Here is a 17780-nt window from a genome sequence, read left to right as displayed (position 1 = left end):
GAGTGCGGGCCCATGCTCAAAGCGTGGAATTACGCTTCGGATTTGGTTTTCAGCACCTTGCGGCCACGGTAAAAACCGGTAGGGCTGATGTGGTGGCGCAGGTGGGTTTCGCCGGTGGTGGATTCCACGGCAATGCCTGGCACGGTGAGTGCGTTGTGCGAGCGGTGCATGCCGCGCTTCGAAGGTGACTTTTTGTTCTGCTGGACGGCCATGATCCGCTCCTGATGGGGTGTAAGGTTGGTAAATTACGCACCAAAATCCGAGTTCAGACAGCTGGACCTGAATATCGGCCCAAGGCGGTCTAAACGCCATGTCACCGTATTCATCGCATTGGTACGCGAAGCCTTTGATTATAGCTCGATGCGAGACAAATTTCATCACCTCAACCCGCGACTGGTGAAATGCCGACAAATCTAGGAGTTTTACCTGAGAAATAAGTAATTCTAAATTACTACTTTTTTGCTTTAAGCTGCGCCAGAACCGCAAAGGGATTGGGTTTTTCACCAACCTCGCCCACCGAATCTGCATTGTCACCAAGGTCGCCCGCCTGCAGTTTGGGCGCGACAGGGCACACCTCATGCATGGGCACCAGCGGCAGGGCCATCAGCAATTCATCTTCCAGCACAGCGAGCAAATCGAACTGGGGCGCCATCACCAGCAAGTCTTCTTCAGACTGGTCGTCCTCGGCCATGGCGATGTCTTCATTGGCCACAAAGCGGTACCACTGGTCGACCTCTACAGGTGTGGCAACCACACCCATGCAGCGCTGGCAGGTCAAAGGCACCACGGCCTCGGCCGTCAGATGCAACCATACGTCGTCTTCAGCGCCCGGGCGCGGGCGTAGCTCGCCGACCGCCTGCCATTTCACCGCCGAATCGGCCTGTAGCCCTTGCGCTTCGTGCGCAAGGCGCTCCATATTTCGTAGCAAAGTAGTCTCGGAAAGCGCTACGCCATCCTGGGCGAAAGCGGTCATGTTGAGTCGGTTGGGCTGCAGGGATCTGGACATGAGTGCAGTGTAAGAGAATCAAGGCATGAACCCCGCCCCCGACCTCGCCGCAATCTCCGGACACACCGGACAAGACCGCCCCCTGATTTTGGGTTCGACCTCCCGCTATCGCCGGGAATTGCTGCAGCGGCTGCATATCCCGTTTGAGGTGGTCGCGCCCGACGTGGACGAAACGCCCCATGCCGGCGAGCTCCCTGGCCCCCTGGCCGAGCGGCTGGCCCTGGCCAAGGCCCGGGCTGTTGCTGCGGCATTTCCCGGCGCGGTTGTCATCGGTTCCGACCAGGTCGCCGACCTCGACGGCCAGCCGCTCGGCAAGCCGGGCACCCACGAAAAAGCCGTCGCCCAGCTCCGCAGGATGCGAGGGCAAACCGTCATTTTTCAGACGGCTGTGGCCGTCGTGTGCCTGGACAGCGGCTATGAAGCGCAAAGCCTGGCCGCAGTGAGGGTGAAATTCCGCGCGCTGACGGATGACGAAATTGAAAACTACCTGCGCACCGAGCAACCGTACGATTGCGCGGGCAGCGCCAAAAGCGAAGGCCTCGGCATTGCACTGCTTGAATCGATCGACAACGACGACCCGACTGCGCTGATCGGCTTGCCGCTGATCCGCACCTGCAGGCTCATCGAAGCCGCAGGCGTGAGGCTGCTTTCAGCCTACGGGAGCCAGCCATGAGCGGCGCAGCGAAAGGGAAACTTTACCTGGTGCCCGCGCCGCTCGACTTCGGCTGCGACGACCTTGCCCCTCTGCAGGATGTCATGCCGCTGGGCACCGTGCAAATCGCCGCCAGGCTCTCCTGCTGGATCTGCGAAAACGCCAAAAGCACGCGCGCCTACCTCAAGCGTATCGACGCGCTGCAGCCGCTCAGCGCGCCGCTGCAGTCGCAGCAAATCCAGGAGCTGCCACGGGAGGTTCACAAAAAAGGCGACCATACCGGCAACTTCGACGCGCGCCCCCTGTTGATGGCGGCCGTGGAAGGCCGCGACATGGGCCTGGTCAGCGAAGCCGGCATGCCTGCCATTGCCGATCCCGGATCCTCAGTGGTACGCGCCGCCCATGACCTGGGGCTGGAGGTTGTGCCGCTGACGGGCCCGATGTCGCTGATGCTGGCGCTGGCAGCGAGCGGCCTGAACGGCCAGCATTTTGCGTTTGCCGGGTATTTGCCGCAGGCACCGGCCGAGCGCGTCCAGCGCATCCGGGAACTGGAATCCCTGGCGCTCAAATCCGGCCAGACCCAGCTCTTCATCGAAACACCCTATCGCAACGCGGCCTTGTTCCAGTCACTGCTGCAAACGCTGCAGGGCAACACCCGGCTGGCGCTGAGCTGCGGCCTGACAATGACCAAAGGCTGGTCCCGCAGCGCGCAGGTCAGCGGCTGGAAACGCGACAAGCTCCAGGCGCCACTGGAATTGCCAACCGTCTTCTGTATCGGCCGCTAAAGCGCCAGACACGAACAAAAGAGCCCGCGCGAAGCGGGCTTTTTGACAAAGGCCATCGCCTTCTCAAGTCGCCCTAGCGAAGCGCCGGGATCGCCTTGAAGGCCTTCATGGCACCCTCGCCCATCGCCGCGCCAAACTTCTTGGCCAGCCGTTCGGCCACATTGTCGCGACGGGTGTAGTCAATGATCTCGTCGGTCTTGACCACTTCTCGGGCCACATACTCCAGGTTGCCTAGCTGATCGGCCAGGCCCAGTTCCACCGCCTGCTGGCCGCTCCAGAACAGGCCGCTGAACATCTCGGGCGTTTCCTTCAGGCGTTTACCGCGGCCGGCTTTGACCACCGCGATGAACTGCTGGTGGATCTGGTCCAGCATGGCCTGTGCAAAGACCTTTTGTTTTTCGCTTTGCGGGCTGAACGGATCAAGAAATCCCTTGTTTTCGCCGGCCGTCAGCAAGCGGCGCTCCACGCCCAGTTTGTCCATCAAGCCTGTGAAGCCAAAACCATCCATCAGCACACCGATGCTGCCCACAATACTGGCCTTGTCGACGTAAATCTTGTCGGCCGAGACGGCGATGTAATAAGCGGCCGAGGCACAGGTTTCTTCGACCACAGCGTAAACCGGCTTCTTGTGCTTGGCCTTCAGGCGCAGGATTTCGTCGTTCATCATGCCGGCCTGCACCGGGCTGCCGCCGGGCGAATTGATCAGCAGCACGACCGCCTTGGCGCCTTCGTCTTCAAAGGCGGCACGCAGCGCCGCGTTGACGAACTCGGCGCTGGCGTCGGCGCCCGCGGCGATTTCACCCTTGATTTCCACCACGGCCGTGTGCGGAACAGTCGCATCGCTGGCAGGCGTGCCGCGATGTAGTGCCATCCATACCAGAGCGATGAAAAACGCCAGCCAGGACAGGCGCACAAAGGTTTTCCAGCGTCGCGTCGCCTTTTGCTCGTTCAGCGCAGCAAAAGCCAGTTTCTCAAGCGTCGCGCGCTCCCAGCCGGGGCTGGCGGAAGGATCAGCGGCGGATTTTTTGGCCTGGGAATAAGGCGGAAGGGACTCCGGCTGGTTGGGCCGGAAATCAGATTCGCGCAACGAATCAGAGTCCATGGGAGGGTCAGGGCGATGGGGGTCGTTCATGGGCGATAGTTTAGAGAGGTATTAGAACTGTAGCGGTTTAAGGTTGTAAGCAGAATGCCAATAAACAACCCCTTCGATTTCTGAAAGCTCGATTTTGACCAGCCCTCCCTGGCAAGGCCCGCCGGCGCACAGGCCGGTATCCGGACGGTAAACGGCGCCATGGCTGGCGCATAACAGCCACTGCCCCCCGGCATCAAACACCCGGTTGGGCTGCCAGTCCAGCTCCATCGCGACATGGGTGCAGCGATTGAGATACGCGTGGACCATTCCTTCGTAACGGACCGCAAAGGCGCGGCAGGTCTGCCCGGCATAAATGACATCGAACGGCACCGCCAACCCGCCTTCAAGCAGGTCGCGGCTATTGCACAAAGCTTGCCGGGGGTCCGTGGACGTCATCGAAAGGCTACCCGTTGGCCAGCAGCCAGTCGTGCAGTTCCTGCACCGAATGCGCGACATGGCGCGGCGACAGCGCGGTAAATGTGTCCGGCTCATGCGCGCCATAACTCACCCCCACACTGGCACAAGCAGCATTGACCGCCATCTGGAGGTCATGGGTGGTGTCGCCCACCATCAGCACGCGCCCCGCGGGAATACCGAACTCCGCCATGAGCTCATGCAGCATGCGCGGATCGGGCTTGCCTGCCGTCTCGTCAGCCGTGCGGGATCCGTCGAACACGCCTTTGAGCTCTACGGTGCGCAGTACTTCGTCAAGGCCGCGGCGCGACTTGCCGGTGGCCACCGCGAGCAGGTGACCGCGCGCTTTCAAAGCGTCGAGCAAGGGAAGCACGCCCTCAAACAGGCTCAAGTCGTCGTAATGCGCGGCATAGTGATGGCGGTATCGCTCGCCCAGTTGGGGATACTTTTCAGGGGGTACATCAGGCGCCGCATGAGCCAGTGCCTGCATGAGGCCCAGGCCGATGACGTAGCCGGCTTCCTTGTCGGTGGGGACCGTGCCGCCGACATCACGCACTGCGGCCTGGATACAGCGCACGATGATTTTGGTCGAATCAAACAGCGTGCCATCCCAATCGAAAGCGATCAGGTCGAAATTTCGGGTTTGCATGGGGATATATTGTCTTAGGGAAGGCCGGCCTATGCGCGCACATGGACAAACGTTGAAATGCAGGCGTCAATTGTTCCGGTTTTTACGGAGCCACCACGACGAGAACCCGTGAATTGCGCCCAACAAGACGCTTGCCAGGCCGAGCACCGTCAAATGGAACAGCGGTCCATAGTTTTCAAGAAACCCCCACCCTGAGTCGTCGAACGGATGCCGGTTGTGGGGGTTGTAAAAATACAGCGCATCCCATCCTTGTGTCACTGTCCCCGGATTCAGGGCCACAAAAGCGCACACACAAACCACCAGGCAGATTGCCGATCTGGAAACAACAAAACGAAATGCAGACACGGCGTTCAAGGAAGGAATCACCCGCCCGTTCAACAGCCAAAAAACCGCGGCCGCCAAAAGGGTGGGGAGCGGAACCAGAAGCATCGTTTCAACACTCCCCCACGACACCCAGAACATGAACTCCGTCAAAAGCGGCCAAAAGATGACCGAGGGCACTTCGCTCCACCGGAATTCGCCGCGCCCCAGCTCACCTGCCACCAGGTAATACGCCACACCGTACAGGGCAGGACCGGCAAAAACAAACATCAGCACTGTTGCGGCCAGGCCGCTGAACTTTCCCCGTATCGGCTTGGCTGCGCTGTTTGAGCCAAGCGCTTCAGGGCCCCCGCGAATCATGTAGAAACCTGCGCCGGTAAAAACTGTTGCAGTTCAGGCGGCAAAGGCGCCTGCAGGTGCACGACCTTGCGCAGTTTGGGGTGGTTAAATTTCAGGCTCCAGGCGTGCAGAAACATGCGTTTGAGCGATACCGTGCCCGGGGCGGACCTCTGCAGCGCCCGGTTCAGTTCAAAGTCGCCATACTTGTCGTCGCCGGCAATCGGATGACCTTCATTGGACAGGTGCACGCGGATCTGGTGGGTGCGGCCGGTCTTGATCGTGACTTCGAGCAAGGTAAAGGGCGTTGCGGGCGCCAGCAGACTGGCGGGAAAAGCCGACTTGACCTTGACCAGCGTCACCGAACGCATGCCATCGGGGTGGTCGTTGGGCACCACTTTCACACGCCGCTCGCCATCGGGCAACAAATACTTGTGCAACGCTTTGTCGATCACGCGGTGATTGGCCGGCCAGTCGCCTCCGACGAGGGCCAGATAGACCTTGTCGGTTTCGCGCTCCCGGAACTGCTCCTGCAGCAGCTTGAGCGCCATGCGCCGCTTGGCGATCAGCAAGATGCCGCTGGTTTCGCGGTCCAGCCGGTGCACCAGCTCCAGAAAGTCGGCTTCGGGCCTGGCCATGCGCAGCTGTTCGATCACGCCGAAGCTCACGCCGCTGCCACCGTGCACCGCCACACCGGCCGGTTTGTCGATGGCCAGCACAAAGTCGTCCTCAAAAAGAATCGGGAATTCGCGGGACGGCGCATAGCCGCCCGTGGTCGAACTCGCGCCGTGGCGGGCGATTTCCTGGGCCATGGCCTCGGCCTTTTGCCCGGCCCGCTCAGAGGTGCGAACCGGCGGCAGGCGCACGATGTCGCCGGTCTCCACCCGCGTATCGGCCTGCGCCCGGCCCTTGTTAACCCTCACTTCACCGCTTCGGATGATGCGGTAGACATGGGTTTTGGGCACGCCCTTGAGTTGGCGGATCAGGAAATTGTCGAGGCGCTGGCCCGCATAGTCTTCATCTACCGTCACCAGCGTGGCCTGCGGCGCAGCCGGGGCCGCCGCCTGGGGATTGGATGGTGCCGGGGTGGACGCGGACACGGCTGCGGGCGGCCATACCGGTGTTTTCCCGGGTTTCCTTGCCAAGCCCTTTGCTGACCCTATAATGTGTTTCACTAGCGATGCGCTGTAAGTGGTTGATTTGTCTGGAGTTTAGTCCACGCAAGTCCCCGGCCCTGAAAAGGCAAACAAGCAGCCTTGCTGGAAGGTCGATGCCCACGCCGGCAATTGCCCGCAAGCGACGAGTGCCAGGCACCTCGCGGCGAGCGTCTTTGCACGGTAGAAGAGTCGACGTTTTGCGAACAACACTACGGAATACCATGTGTGCAGCCCAAGTCATGAACAACAGGCTGCATGCGGATCCAGTCGAGATCAAGTCCTTTAACGGGTAGCCCTCTGATGACAACACTGGTCAGTCTGATTTATATGTGCCTGCGGCGCCTCACGACATTCGTGGGCCCTGCTTTTGGCATAAATCAGCCGCCAGCCCTTGTACAGTGGGCGCAAGCAGCTACTCTTTTTGTAGCAACCACCCGTTTGACCCCTGCTCGCTCCATCCACGCGCCTACGCCCAGACCACGTCGCTGACCGATTCACTTCGGTCGGCCGCGCGCTGTCAAAAGCTCTCCGGCAATTCCTCCAGTTCGCACTGCGTCCCTCCGGCGTCGTTGGCCCATTTTGGGCATGTGATTGATGTTCAAGACATGACATCAAAACGAAGAACGATAAGGAAGGCTACCCATGAAACGGATGCTGGTAAACGCCACACAGGCTGAAGAACGCCGTCTGGCGATCGTCGATGGACAAAAACTCCTCGACTACGAAATTGAAATTGAAGGGCGCGAACAGCGCAAGGGCAACATCTACAAGGCCGTCGTCACCCGCGTCGAGCCCTCGCTGGAAGCCTGCTTCGTCGACTACGGCGAAGACCGCCACGGCTTCCTGCCGTTCAAGGAAATCTCCAAGCAATACTTCGCCCAGGGCGTGCCCGTCAACCAGGCGCGCATCAACGATGTGATCCGTGAAGGCCAGGAACTGCTGGTCCAGGTCGAAAAAGAAGAGCGCGGCAACAAGGGCGCAGCCCTCACCACCTTCGTCTCCCTGGCAGGCCGCTATGTGGTCCTGATGCCGAACAATCCTCGCGGCGGTGGCGTAAGCCGCCGTATCGAAGGCGAAGACCGGGCCGAGCTCAAGGAGAATATGGACCAGCTGGAATATCCCAACGGGATGTCCATCATTGCGCGCACCGCCGGTATCGGCCGCAGCGCGCCAGAGCTCCAGTGGGACTTGAACTACCTGCTCAAGCTCTGGACCGCCATTGACGGCGCTGGCAAGGGCGGCAAAGGCGCCTACCTGATTTACCAGGAATCCAGCCTCGTGATCCGCGCCATCCGCGACTACTTCAACAGCGACATCGGCGACATCCTCTTTGACACCGACGACGTCTATGAACAGGCCCGCCAGTTCATGGCCCACGTGATGCCCGAGCACGAGCATCGCGTCAAGCGCTACCGCGACGACGCGCCGCTGTTCAGCCGCTTCCAGATCGAGCACCAGATCGAGTCGGCTTACGCCCGCACCGTGCAGCTACCTTCCGGCGGCGCCATCGTGATCGACCACACCGAAGCACTGGTGTCGGTCGACGTCAACTCCGCTCGCGCCATCAAGGGCGGCGACATCGAAGAAACCGCCACCCGCACCAACCTCGAAGCCGCCGACGAAGTGGCGCGCCAGATGCGTTTGCGCGATCTCGGCGGCCTGATCGTCATCGACTTTATCGACATGGAAGAGTCGCGCAACCGCCGCGACGTGGAAAACCGCCTGCGCGACGCGCTGCGGCAAGACCGCGCCCGCGTGCAGTTCGGCACCATCAGCAAATTCGGCCTCATGGAAATGAGCCGCCAGCGCCTGCGCCCCGCCCTGTCGGAAGGCGCGTCCATCCCCTGCCCGCGTTGCGGCGGCTCCGGCCATATCCGCGACACCGAAAGCTCGGCGCTGCAGATCCTGCGCATCATCCAGGAAGAGTCCCTCAAGGACAGCACGGCCTCGGTGTTGTGCCAGGTCCCGGTTGACGTGGCGTCTTTCCTGCTGAATGAAAAGCGCTCCGAGATCGCCAAGATCGAAGTCAAGCAGCGCATCAATGTGCTGCTGGTGCCCAACAAGACGCTGGAGACCCCCAACTACCGCCTGGAACGCCTGAAACACGACGACCCGCGCCTGGACAACATCGCCGCCAGCTACAAGATGGCCGACGAAATCGAGGATCCGACCACCGTCACGCGCCGCAGCCAGGAAAAGCACAACAAGCAGGAGCCCATCATCAAGGGCGTACTGCCCGATGCACCCGCGCCTGTGGCCCCGCCCAAGCCGGAAGTGGCACCACAAGCGGCTCCCAAGCCCCAGTCGCGCCGCCCTGCCCCGGCTGCAGCTGCGCCTGCAGAAAAAGGTTTCTTCGGCTGGATCAAGAGCCTGTTCGGCGGCGCGGAAACACCAGCTCCGGCACCTGCCGCCAAAGAAGTGAAAAAAGACGAGCGCGGCGAAGGCCGGCGTGAAGGCCGCGATGGCCGTGGTGATGGACGCGGTGAGCGTCCGGACCGTGGCGGCGAACGCGGAGGCCGCGACGGCCGCCGCGGTGGCCGCGGCCGCAGCGAAGGACGCGGCGGTGAAGGCCGAGGCGAAAACCGCGAAGGACGCGAACCACGCCCAGAGGGCCAGGGCCGCGGCGAAGGCCGCAATGAAGGCCGTGGCGGCGAGCGCCGCGAACGCAACCCGGAAGGCCGCAACGAAGCCGGCCGCCAGGAACGCCCAGCTGGTGAAGCCCGCGGCGAAAGCCGTCCTGAAAATGCCGGCGACCAGCCCCGCAGCGAAAACCCCGGCCGCGAAGGCCGCGGCCGCCGCGAGCGCGGTGAACGTGGCGAGCGCGGTGGTGAGCGCATTCAGCGCGACTCCGTCGAGCAGGACCTCGCACTGGCCAACCAGGCCGCCATGGCAGCCGCCATGGGCGGTGAAGCCGGCGAGCCGCGCCAGGAACGCGCACCGCAAGACGGCGAACGCCCACAAGGCAACCGTGAGCCGCGTGGAGAGCGTGGTGAAGGCCGCCGTGACCGCGGCGACCGCAACGGCCGTCGCAACGACCGCCGGGGAGACCGCCCTGAAGGCGCCGAAGGCCAGAATGCTGCCGCTGAAGGCAGCGCCGGCTTCAACCCTGAAGCCGCAGCGGCAGCCCCCGTACTGGACGATGCGGGCAATGTGATCGCTCCTGCACAAAACGGCCAGGGCGAAGAGCAACGCCAGCCACGCGAACGCCGTAGCCGCGACCGCTATGGCCGTGACCGCCGCGAACGCGGCGAAAACGGTGAACGCAGCGAGCAACCCGCAGACGCCGGACAGGCAAGCGGTCAAGGCGAATCTTTAGAGCCAAATCAGCCACAAGCCCAAGAGCAGCGTGCGCAAGCAGCTCCTGAATTTGTAGCGCCGGTAGCTGCCGCCGCTCCGGCTGCTGTACCGGCTCCAGCTTACGTGGCCCCGGTAGCCGTTGCCGCACCCGTAGCAGCTCCTGCCCCCGCACCGGCGCCAGCCGCTGCGCCGGTTGCCGCCAGCCTGCCCAAGGTTCAGTCTTACGACTTGCCCCTGCAGGACCTGGTTCAGGTCGCCCAGTCCTCAGGCTTGCAGTGGGTCAACTCAGATGCCGCCAAGATCGCCGAAGCCAAAGCCGCCATCGCCGCCGAAGCCAAGCCGGTCCACGTACCGCGTGAGCGCCCACCGCTGGTGGTCGCCGACGAAGGCCCGCTGGTGCTGGTCGAGACCAAGCGCGATCTCGGCGCTGTGAAGCTGCCTTTCGAGCAATCGGCCGGCCAGTAAACGCGCCGACCTCTGCCGCATAAGCGGCACCTCACCAAAAGGCCCGCAAATGCGGGCCTTTTTTACGTCCTTCCTATCTTGCAGCAATGTCGTTAAGAGGCCCTAGAATCAACCCAACAAAATAGGCATGGGGAGAGGACGATGGACAATCCGCAGCACGATGCGCGCTACGCGCCGCCGCAGGCCAGCGTAGACGACGTGGTCGCGGCGTCAGACGGGCCTGAGCTGGCCAGTCGCATGCGGCGATTTTGCGCCGTGATGCTCGACGCTGTTTTTCAGTCCCTCTTCCTTTGGCTGGTGTCGGTACTGACGCCCTTCAATCCCTGGAACACGGAAGGACGCGACATGTGGTCCGTCGATCTGGTGAGCATGGGTGTCGGTGCCCTGATTTTTCTTGTGCTCAACGGCTACCTGCTCGCGACACGGGGCCAGACGATTGGCAAGGTCTTGCTCAAGATACGGATTGCCCGACCTTCGGGGGAGTCCGTTTCCGTCAAGCGCCTGGCCCTCCGATATGGCGCGGGGTTCGCGGCCAGCATCATGATGGTCGTCCTGTGGGTCTATTCCCTGCTGGACTGCCTGATGATTTTCCGGAAATCCCGTCGCTGCCTGCATGACGAGATTGCGGACACCGTGGTCTTCAAGATCTGACAGGCAGCCCAGCCCTGTGACAACCGCGCGCCTCGATACGCTGTACACGGCCGAAACACCGGAGGGCATCACATTGTCCTTACGGCCCGCCGGCATCGTGGCACGCGGGCAAGCCTACCTGATCGACCTGGCCATACGGTCATGCCTGTTTATCGCTGTGGCCGTAGTGGTCGGAGTAATGGGCAAGGCGGGCGCGGCAATCCTGCTGGTGACCTACTTCGGCCTCGAGTGGTTTTATCCCGTGGTGTTCGAGTTGACCCGCGCCGCGGCCACTCCTGGCAAGCGCGCGATGGGCTTGCGTGTGGTGATGGATTCCGGCCTGCCGGTAACGCCTGCCGCCTCGCTGACCCGCAACCTCCTGCGAGCCGCCGACTTCATGCCGGCGCTGTTTGGTGCCGGACTGCTCTGCGTCCTCTGGCGCAGCGACAGCAAACGGCTGGGTGATCTGGCCGCCGGCACCCTTGTGGTGTTTAGCGAATCCGTCAAGCTTCATGGCGATGTTCCCTTGGCTGATCCGCTGGCCCCCGCACGGCCCCTATCCGCCACCGAACAGGCCTCGGTGCTCTCCTGGGCCGGCCGTGCAACGCGATTAACCCCTGAACGTTTCGGCGAACTCGCAGCGCTGGCAGAGCCCGTGCTTGGCACGGGTGTGCCAGGCAGCAGCGCCACACAACGCCTGCTCGGGCTGGCGCAATGGCTGATGGGCCGGCGTGAAGGAGACTCGCGCCGATGACGCCTCTGCAATTTGAAGCCCTGTATGCGCCCCTCTGGACCGAACTCGAGACGGTGATAGGTATCGCCGAAACCCAGCGCAAGTTCGACGGTGCGCGGCTGGCCACCCTCTACCGCCGTGTTTGCGAGCACCTGGCGCTGGCGCAGGCTCGCGCCTATCCCGTTCATCTGACGCAAAGGCTCGAAACGTTGACGCAAGGCGCGCATCGGCTGATCTACCGGCAGCACGACTACGGCCTGGCGCGCCTTGGACGGCTGGCGCTGGTTGACTTCCCGCAAGCCGTACGCGCGCACCGGGCCTACCTGCTGGTGGCGTTCCTGCTGTTCGTGCTGCCGCTGCTGGCTGCCGGCCTGGCGACTTACCGCGACCCCGGTTTCATCCTGCACTTGATGGACGCGACGCAAGTGCAGCAGTTCGACGGCATGTACGGCGACAGCGCAAGGTCCTTCGGGCGCAACCGCGACGCCGGTGGTGACTGGCAAATGTTCGGCTATTACGTCATGCACAACATCGGCATCGGCTTTCGCTGCTTCGCGGCCGGCATCTTCGGCGGGGTCGGCAGCGCCGGCGTGCTGCTGTTCAATGGGGTGCAGATAGGCGCCGTCGGCGGTTACCTGATTGCCGCCGGCCACGGGCAGAACTTCTGCTCCTTCGTCATCACCCACGGCGCCTTTGAACTGACCGCCATCGTGCTGGCGGGCGCCGCGGGACTCAGGCTGGGCTATGCACTGATCGCGCCGGGCCGGCATACCCGGCTAGAGGCGCTCCGGCTGGCGGCCCGCCATGCCATCGTGGTGATTTACGGCGTCATCGGCCTTCTGCTGATCGCTGCCGCCGTCGAGGCTTTCTGGTCTTCGGCGCGATGGGTCACGCCCGCTGTGAAATATGGTGCGGGCGCAGCCTGCTGGGCACTGGTGCTGGCTTACCTCGGGTGGCAGGGAAGGCCGCGCGCCGTCCCCGCGGACCCCGGAAAACACCATGCAGGTTGATGCACTCGCCGTCGCACTGCGGCCACGGCCCATGGCCGAAGCCGCGGACCTGGGTGTCGCACTGGTGCGCCGCCATGCCGATTCCATCTGGCGCACTTTCCTGCCCATGTATGTGGTCGTCATCGTACTGGTGCTGTGCACGGCGGAGTTTGCCGGCTGGCTCCCCGGGCTGTTGATTTTCTGCCTCAAGCCCTGGTTTGACCGTACCTTGTTGTTCATCCTGTCACGCGCGGTGTTCGGCCAGCCCACCCGGTGGAACGACCTCTGGCAGCACCGTGGGATGGTCTGGGGCGGCCAGTTGCTCCGGACACTGCTATGGCGGCGCCTGTCTCCCTGGCGTTCGTTCACGCAGGCCGTCGATCAGCTCGAAGGCCAACGCGGCGGCGCCAGGCGCAAGCGGCGCGACCAATTGCTGCGCGGGCGCCGTGGTGCGGGCGCCGGCATGCAGATGATTTTTGCCAATGTCGAGATCGCGCTCGAACTCGCGATCCTGTCGGCGCTGCTGTGGTTCGCTCCTGAGGGAAGCTTCGGAGACGTCTGGCGTTGGCTGCTCGACTCAGAGGCTTCGGCGCAAAGCCTGCTTTTTGCCGCGGTGTACGCTTTCGTCGTCGGTTTGATCGAGCCCTTTTTTGTGGCCGCCGGATTTGCGATGTACCTGAACCGGCGCGTCGAGCTCGAGGCCTGGGACATCGAGCAGGAATTTCGCCGCACCTTCAGCCCCGCAGCGGCGAAAGGCCGGCCATGATGGCTTCTCGCCACGCCGCAAGGCGCTTTTCATGGCGATGGGCCGCGGCCTGCGCCGTGATGGCGGGTATGCCATCGTGGGCCAACCCGGCTGCGGCGCCAGCCGAGCCGCCCTCGCGCCAGCAGGTGCAATCGGCCGCCGACCGGGTTCGCGCCGATCCCAACTTGCCCGGCAGCAAGAGCGAAAAATCCCTGCGCTTCAAGAGCCAGGACAAAAAGCCGGAAGACAAAAAGAAGGATCGCGACAGCCTCAACTGGCTCAAGGATTTGGTGGCCAAGGTGTCCGAGGGCGCGCGCCTGCTGGTGTGGGCGCTGGGCGCGCTGGCCCTGGCCTGGCTGGTGGTCGGCATACGGCGCTGGGTGAAGGTGCGGGCCGACGGCGGCCGGCACCGGATGGCGCCCCTGCCCAGCCATATCGGCAGCCTGGACATACGGCCTGAAAGCCTCCCCGACGACGTGGGCGCCGAAGTCGCCTCGCTCTGGCAGCGCGGCCAGCGGCGGCCTGCGCTGTCGCTGCTCTACCGCGGCGCGCTTTCCCGCCTGGTCCACCTGCATGCGGTGCCCATCCGCAACGCCAGCACCGAAGGCGAATGCGTGGCTCTCAGCGAGGGCCGGCTGGCGCCCATGTCGCTGGAGTTTTTCGCGCGACTGGTGACCGCCTGGCAGCTGGCGGCCTATGGCGGACGCCTGCCGCCCACGGCCGGCGTGCTGGCGCTGTGCGCCGAATTTGACGCGCGGCTGGGCGCACCCACCGCCCCGGCGAAAGCCATCGCATGAGGGACCGACTGATCCTCATCCTGCTCGGCGTGCTGTTGCTGGCGGGCAGCGCCTGGCTGATGTCGGCCACTGAATGGGTGGACGTCGACACCCCCACACCAGCCAAGGGTGAGGCCCTCACCAACCCGCTTTACGCCACCGAAAAACTGCTGGTCGCCCTGGGTGCGCGGGTCGTGCGGCACAAAAGCCTGGATGCCATGCCGCCGCCGCATGCCCGGCTGGTGCTTGTGTCACGCAACTGGGACCTGTTCCCTGAACGCGCGCAGCGCCTGCGTGCCTGGGTGGCACAGGGTGGGCATCTGGTCATCCCGGGCTTCCTGGCCGGCCATAAATCGCTAAAGGACTGGCTACCCGTCACGGAGCAAAGCCCCTTGAAGTGGGAGCCGCCCACGGTGCCGCCGCGCCCATTGGCCAAACCCGTCAAGGACATGGACTGCCGCGCGCTGGAAGAGCCCGCCGAGGTCATCGCGAGCTACAGCGACAGCCGTGTCTATCGCGCCTGCGGCGCATATTTCAGCCCCCAGTACCTGCCGGTGAATCGGCTGGCCGCACCGCTGTGGTCCCTGCGCGGCACGGCCGGCACCGAGGCCGTGCGCGTGCAGGTCGGCCAGGGCACGGTCACCGTGCTCGGTGGATGGAACCTGCTGGACAATAGCAACCTGCTGCGCGCCGACAATGCGCAGCTGGCGGCCGCGGCATTGCAGGCGCGCGCCGGCACTGAATTCTGGTTTGTCGCCGAAGAGGCCCGGGAGCCCTTCATGCCCTGGCTGTGGCACCAGGCCTGGGCCGCCCTGTTGCTCGGCTTGCTGGCACTGGCGCTGGCCCTGTGGCGCGCCAGCGTGCGCTTCGGGCCGTTGGCAGCGTCCGCAAGCGCTCACCGGCGCTCGATGGCCGAGCAAGTGCGCGGTACGGCGCGTTTTCTGCATATGCACGGGCCGAAGGCCTTGCATACAGCGCAGCTTCGCGCGCTGCACGAATCGGCCACCCGGCAATTGCGCCGGTTTTCACAGCTTGATCCGAAGCAACGCACAGTCGAGATCGCACGCGCCACCGGCCTGGACGCCCTGTTGCTGGAACGCGCCCAGGCAGTCAGGTCGCGCAACCCCGGCGTGCTGGCCGCCGACCTGGAATTGATCGAAACCGCCCGCCGGCGCCTCGACGCCACAGGGCCCGACACGCGGCCGCCAACAGCTTTCACGTCTCCCGTTTCACCCGGTGCCTCACCCAGCGCCTCCTCTGCCGCTTCATCTCCTCCTTCATCCTGAACCGAGAAACACCATGTCATTCATTCCCAACGAAGAACTGAGCCGCGCAGCCGAGTCGCTGCAAACCCTGCGCCAGGAGGTCGGCAAAGCCGTTGTCGGCCAGTCGGAAGCCGTCGACCAGACCCTGGTGGCGCTGGTCGCATCCGGCCACGTCCTGATTGAGGGTGTACCGGGACTGGGCAAGACATTGCTGGCGCGCGCATTGGCGCAAGCCATGAGCCTGCGCTACGCCCGCGTGCAATTCACGCCCGACCTGATGCCCTCGGACATCACGGGTCATTCCGTGCTGGACCCATCGACCCGGAGCGAAGCCGGCATCGGCACGCTGCGGGTACACCAGGGGCCGGTCTTCACGCACCTGCTGCTGGCGGATGAAATCAACCGCGCACCAGCCAAAACCCAGAGTGCCTTGCTTGAAGTGATGCAGGAATACCAGGTCACGCTCGAAGGAAAGGCCATGCCGCTGCCCCGTCCCTTCATGGTGATGGCGACACAAAACCCGATCGATACCGAGGGCACCTACCCTCTGCCGGAGGCGCAACTGGACCGGTTCCTGCTCAAGATCAACATCGACTTCCCCAGCCATGCTGAAGAAAAGGCGATCGTGCAGCTGACCACCGGCCAGCGTGCCGGCAACCAGTTGCCGCTTGATGCGGTCAGGCCGTGCCTGGACGACGCGCAGGTGCTTGAACTGCAGCGGCTGGCCAGCCTGGTGCAGGCGCACGAACAGGTCATTGACTATGCGGTCCGCATCGCCCGCGCCACGCGCGACTGGCCAGGACTTTCGTCGGGGGCAGGGCCGCGCGGCACCATGGCCCTGGTGCGGGCTGCGCGGGCCGGCGCGCTCATGCACGGACGGGACTTCATCACACCCGACGATGTGGCACGGCAGGCCCTGCCGGCCTTGCGCCACCGGGTGATGATTTCGCCCGATGCGCAGCTGGAAGGCCTCGGTGTTGACGACTTGCTGCGCAGTGCCTTGGGCAGCGTCCAGGCCCCCCGTCTCTAGGCCGCAACTCATGCGCCGGTTGGTGATCCCCGCAAAAACGACTGTCAGGGTGCTGGCTTGCATCACGGCGGCCGCCGCGCTGGCCTTGCTCGGGGGTTTGCCGGTTGACCGGGTCGCGATACTGGCCGGCGCCGTCTTGCTGGCGGCGCTGGCAGGCGCCATTTTTGATCTCTGGCGCAGCCTGCGCCTATGGAGGACCGCGCCGCTGCGCATTGAGCGCACGCTGCCCGGCGCTTTTTCACTGGGCGTGCCAACGGTGCTGACACTGGCGCTGGTCAATGACGGTCCCCTGGCCTGGGCAGTGACGGTGTTCGATGAGGTCGATCCGCGGTTTACCTTTGAAGGCCTGCCACAGGCCGTCACCGTGCCACCGGCTTCGCGCGCCGAGTTGCGATACACGGTGACCGCGAGAGAGCGTGGCGTCGCCCTTTTCGGCACGACCCAGCTGCGCTGGCACACTCGCGGCGGCTGTTTCGAGGTGCAGCAGGCGCTGGGCCAGCCCGGGAAGCTGCGCGTTTATCCCAACTTTGCCGCACTGGCCCGCTATGCGTGGCTTTCCGGTGACCGGCGGCTCGCCCAGATCGGCATTAAGACCTATGTCCAGCGCGGGCTGGGCACTGATTTCCGCCAGCTTGCTGATTACAAAACCGGGGACTCCCTGCGGCACATCGACTGGAAGGCCACACTGCGCCACCAGCGGCCCATCGTGCGTGAATTCCAGGACGACCGCGACCAGTGTGTGTTTTTCCTGCTCGACTGCGGCCGCCGCATGCGCGCTGATGAAAGCAGCCCGGAGCAAGAACTGCGCGGCAGCAGCCATTTCGACGAGGCCCTCAACGCGCTGATGCTGCTGAGCTATGTCGCACTGAAAGAAGGCGACGAGGTCGGCGCAATGACTTTCGGCGGTTTACCTGGGCATCGTCGTGACTTTGCGCCCCGCAAAGGCGCCGCCACACTGAATGCCCTCATGAATCGCCTGCACGACATCCAGCCCGGCGCCATGCATTCGGACTATCTCATGGCGGCGCAGGAACTGCTGCGTGTACAGCGTCGCCGTGCACTGGTGATAGTGCTAACCAACTTCCGCGACGAGGATTCGGCTGAGCTGCGTCCCGCGCTCAAACTGTTACGCCGCAAGCACCTCGTCCTGGTGGCGAGCCTGCGCGAGCGGGTGCTTGGCCGCATCGCCGGCCAGGTGCTGTCCAGCCCGGCGGATGCCGTGGATGTCGCCGCGGCCCACCTGTTCGGGCAGTCGCGGCGCGATGCCTTTGCGCGGGTGGTCGGCAATGACCCGCTGTCGATGGATGTGGAGCCGACGCAACTGGCCGTCTCGCTGGTGAACCGCTACCACGCGGTCAAACGCGCCGGCCTGCTGTAAGCGGGCATTGCATTCAGCCC

At 63.9% G+C, this 17780-nt stretch carries 18 protein-coding genes; 11 read left to right on the top strand and 7 right to left on the bottom strand.

Annotated features, from left to right (window positions below):
* Positions 1-29: 29 nt before the first annotated feature.
* Together rpmF and AC1D13_RS00515 are read right to left on the bottom strand one after the other, a co-directional pair.
* Positions 30-212, bottom strand: coding sequence for a 50S ribosomal protein L32 (gene rpmF / locus AC1D13_RS00520; protein ID WP_007873878.1), 183 nt, complete (start codon positions 210-212; stop codon positions 30-32).
* Positions 213-451: 239 nt separating this feature from the next.
* Positions 452-1006 (bottom strand): YceD family protein, encoded by a 555-nt coding sequence (locus tag AC1D13_RS00515; protein WP_457279391.1) that lies wholly within the window; start codon positions 1004-1006, stop codon positions 452-454.
* Between the two features lie 25 nt (positions 1007-1031).
* Between AC1D13_RS00515 and AC1D13_RS00510 the strand changes: the two genes are divergently transcribed.
* Together AC1D13_RS00510 and AC1D13_RS00505 are read left to right on the top strand one after the other, a co-directional pair.
* Entirely contained in the window at positions 1032-1679 is a 648-nt protein-coding gene (locus AC1D13_RS00510; RefSeq protein WP_457279392.1) for a Maf family nucleotide pyrophosphatase, read from the top strand.
* Positions 1676-2443, top strand: coding sequence for an SAM-dependent methyltransferase (locus tag AC1D13_RS00505; RefSeq protein ID WP_457279393.1), 768 nt, complete (start codon positions 1676-1678; stop codon positions 2441-2443). Before AC1D13_RS00510 ends, AC1D13_RS00505 begins: the two co-directional genes overlap by 4 nt.
* Positions 2444-2516: 73 nt before the next feature.
* On the opposite strand, the gene AC1D13_RS00500 is transcribed toward AC1D13_RS00505, so the two are convergent.
* The 5 genes from AC1D13_RS00500 to AC1D13_RS00480 form a co-directional block, all read right to left on the bottom strand.
* On the bottom strand, positions 2517-3575 hold the full coding sequence (locus AC1D13_RS00500; RefSeq protein WP_457279394.1) for a S49 family peptidase: 1059 nt from the start codon (positions 3573-3575) through the stop codon (positions 2517-2519).
* Positions 3576-3596: 21 nt separating this feature from the next.
* On the bottom strand, positions 3597-3971 hold the full coding sequence (locus AC1D13_RS00495; RefSeq protein ID WP_477647251.1) for a Rieske (2Fe-2S) protein: 375 nt from the start codon (positions 3969-3971) through the stop codon (positions 3597-3599).
* A gap of 7 nt (positions 3972-3978) precedes the next feature.
* Positions 3979-4638: an HAD family hydrolase gene (locus AC1D13_RS00490; protein WP_457279396.1), complete on the bottom strand. Its 660-nt coding sequence runs from the start codon at positions 4636-4638 to the stop codon at positions 3979-3981.
* A gap of 66 nt (positions 4639-4704) precedes the next feature.
* On the bottom strand, positions 4705-5319 hold the full coding sequence (locus AC1D13_RS00485; protein WP_457279397.1) for a hypothetical protein: 615 nt from the start codon (positions 5317-5319) through the stop codon (positions 4705-4707).
* Positions 5316-6470: an RluA family pseudouridine synthase gene (locus AC1D13_RS00480; protein WP_477666232.1), complete on the bottom strand. Its 1155-nt coding sequence runs from the start codon at positions 6468-6470 to the stop codon at positions 5316-5318. The genes AC1D13_RS00485 and AC1D13_RS00480 overlap by 4 nt, the downstream gene beginning before the upstream one ends.
* 624 nt (positions 6471-7094) lie before the next feature.
* On the opposite strand from AC1D13_RS00480, the gene AC1D13_RS00475 reads away from it, so the two are divergent.
* From AC1D13_RS00475 to AC1D13_RS00435, 9 genes are all read left to right on the top strand, one after another.
* On the top strand, positions 7095-10214 hold the full coding sequence (locus AC1D13_RS00475) for an Rne/Rng family ribonuclease (protein WP_477688758.1): 3120 nt from the start codon (positions 7095-7097) through the stop codon (positions 10212-10214).
* A 141-nt stretch (positions 10215-10355) separates the two neighbouring features.
* Positions 10356-10865 carry an RDD family protein gene (locus AC1D13_RS00470; RefSeq protein WP_457279400.1) on the top strand — a complete coding sequence of 170 codons (510 nt, stop codon included), beginning with the start codon at positions 10356-10358 and terminating at the stop codon, positions 10863-10865.
* Positions 10866-10881: 16 nt separating this feature from the next.
* Positions 10882-11598: an RDD family protein gene (locus AC1D13_RS00465; RefSeq protein ID WP_457279401.1), complete on the top strand. Its 717-nt coding sequence runs from the start codon at positions 10882-10884 to the stop codon at positions 11596-11598.
* Positions 11595-12587 carry a stage II sporulation protein M gene (locus AC1D13_RS00460; RefSeq protein ID WP_457279402.1) on the top strand — a complete coding sequence of 331 codons (993 nt, stop codon included), beginning with the start codon at positions 11595-11597 and terminating at the stop codon, positions 12585-12587. The genes AC1D13_RS00465 and AC1D13_RS00460 overlap by 4 nt, the downstream gene beginning before the upstream one ends.
* Positions 12577-13332 carry a hypothetical protein gene (locus AC1D13_RS00455; RefSeq protein WP_457279403.1) on the top strand — a complete coding sequence of 252 codons (756 nt, stop codon included), beginning with the start codon at positions 12577-12579 and terminating at the stop codon, positions 13330-13332. The genes AC1D13_RS00460 and AC1D13_RS00455 overlap by 11 nt, the downstream gene beginning before the upstream one ends.
* Entirely contained in the window at positions 13329-14108 is a 780-nt protein-coding gene (locus AC1D13_RS00450) for a DUF4129 domain-containing protein (protein ID WP_477666228.1), read from the top strand. Before AC1D13_RS00455 ends, AC1D13_RS00450 begins: the two co-directional genes overlap by 4 nt.
* Positions 14105-15373: a DUF4350 domain-containing protein gene (locus AC1D13_RS00445; protein ID WP_477666227.1), complete on the top strand. Its 1269-nt coding sequence runs from the start codon at positions 14105-14107 to the stop codon at positions 15371-15373. The genes AC1D13_RS00450 and AC1D13_RS00445 overlap by 4 nt, the downstream gene beginning before the upstream one ends.
* Positions 15374-15386: 13 nt before the next feature.
* Positions 15387-16382: an AAA family ATPase gene (locus AC1D13_RS00440; RefSeq protein WP_457279406.1), complete on the top strand. Its 996-nt coding sequence runs from the start codon at positions 15387-15389 to the stop codon at positions 16380-16382.
* A 22-nt stretch (positions 16383-16404) separates the two neighbouring features.
* A complete protein-coding gene (locus tag AC1D13_RS00435; protein ID WP_457279407.1) occupies positions 16405-17760 on the top strand; it encodes a DUF58 domain-containing protein in 1356 nt (451 codons plus the stop codon).
* Positions 17761-17780 lie beyond the last annotated feature (20 nt).

It is taken from the genome of Polaromonas sp. P1_E12, assembly GCF_056405975.1.
This window is presented reverse-complemented; position numbering and strand designations above follow the sequence as displayed.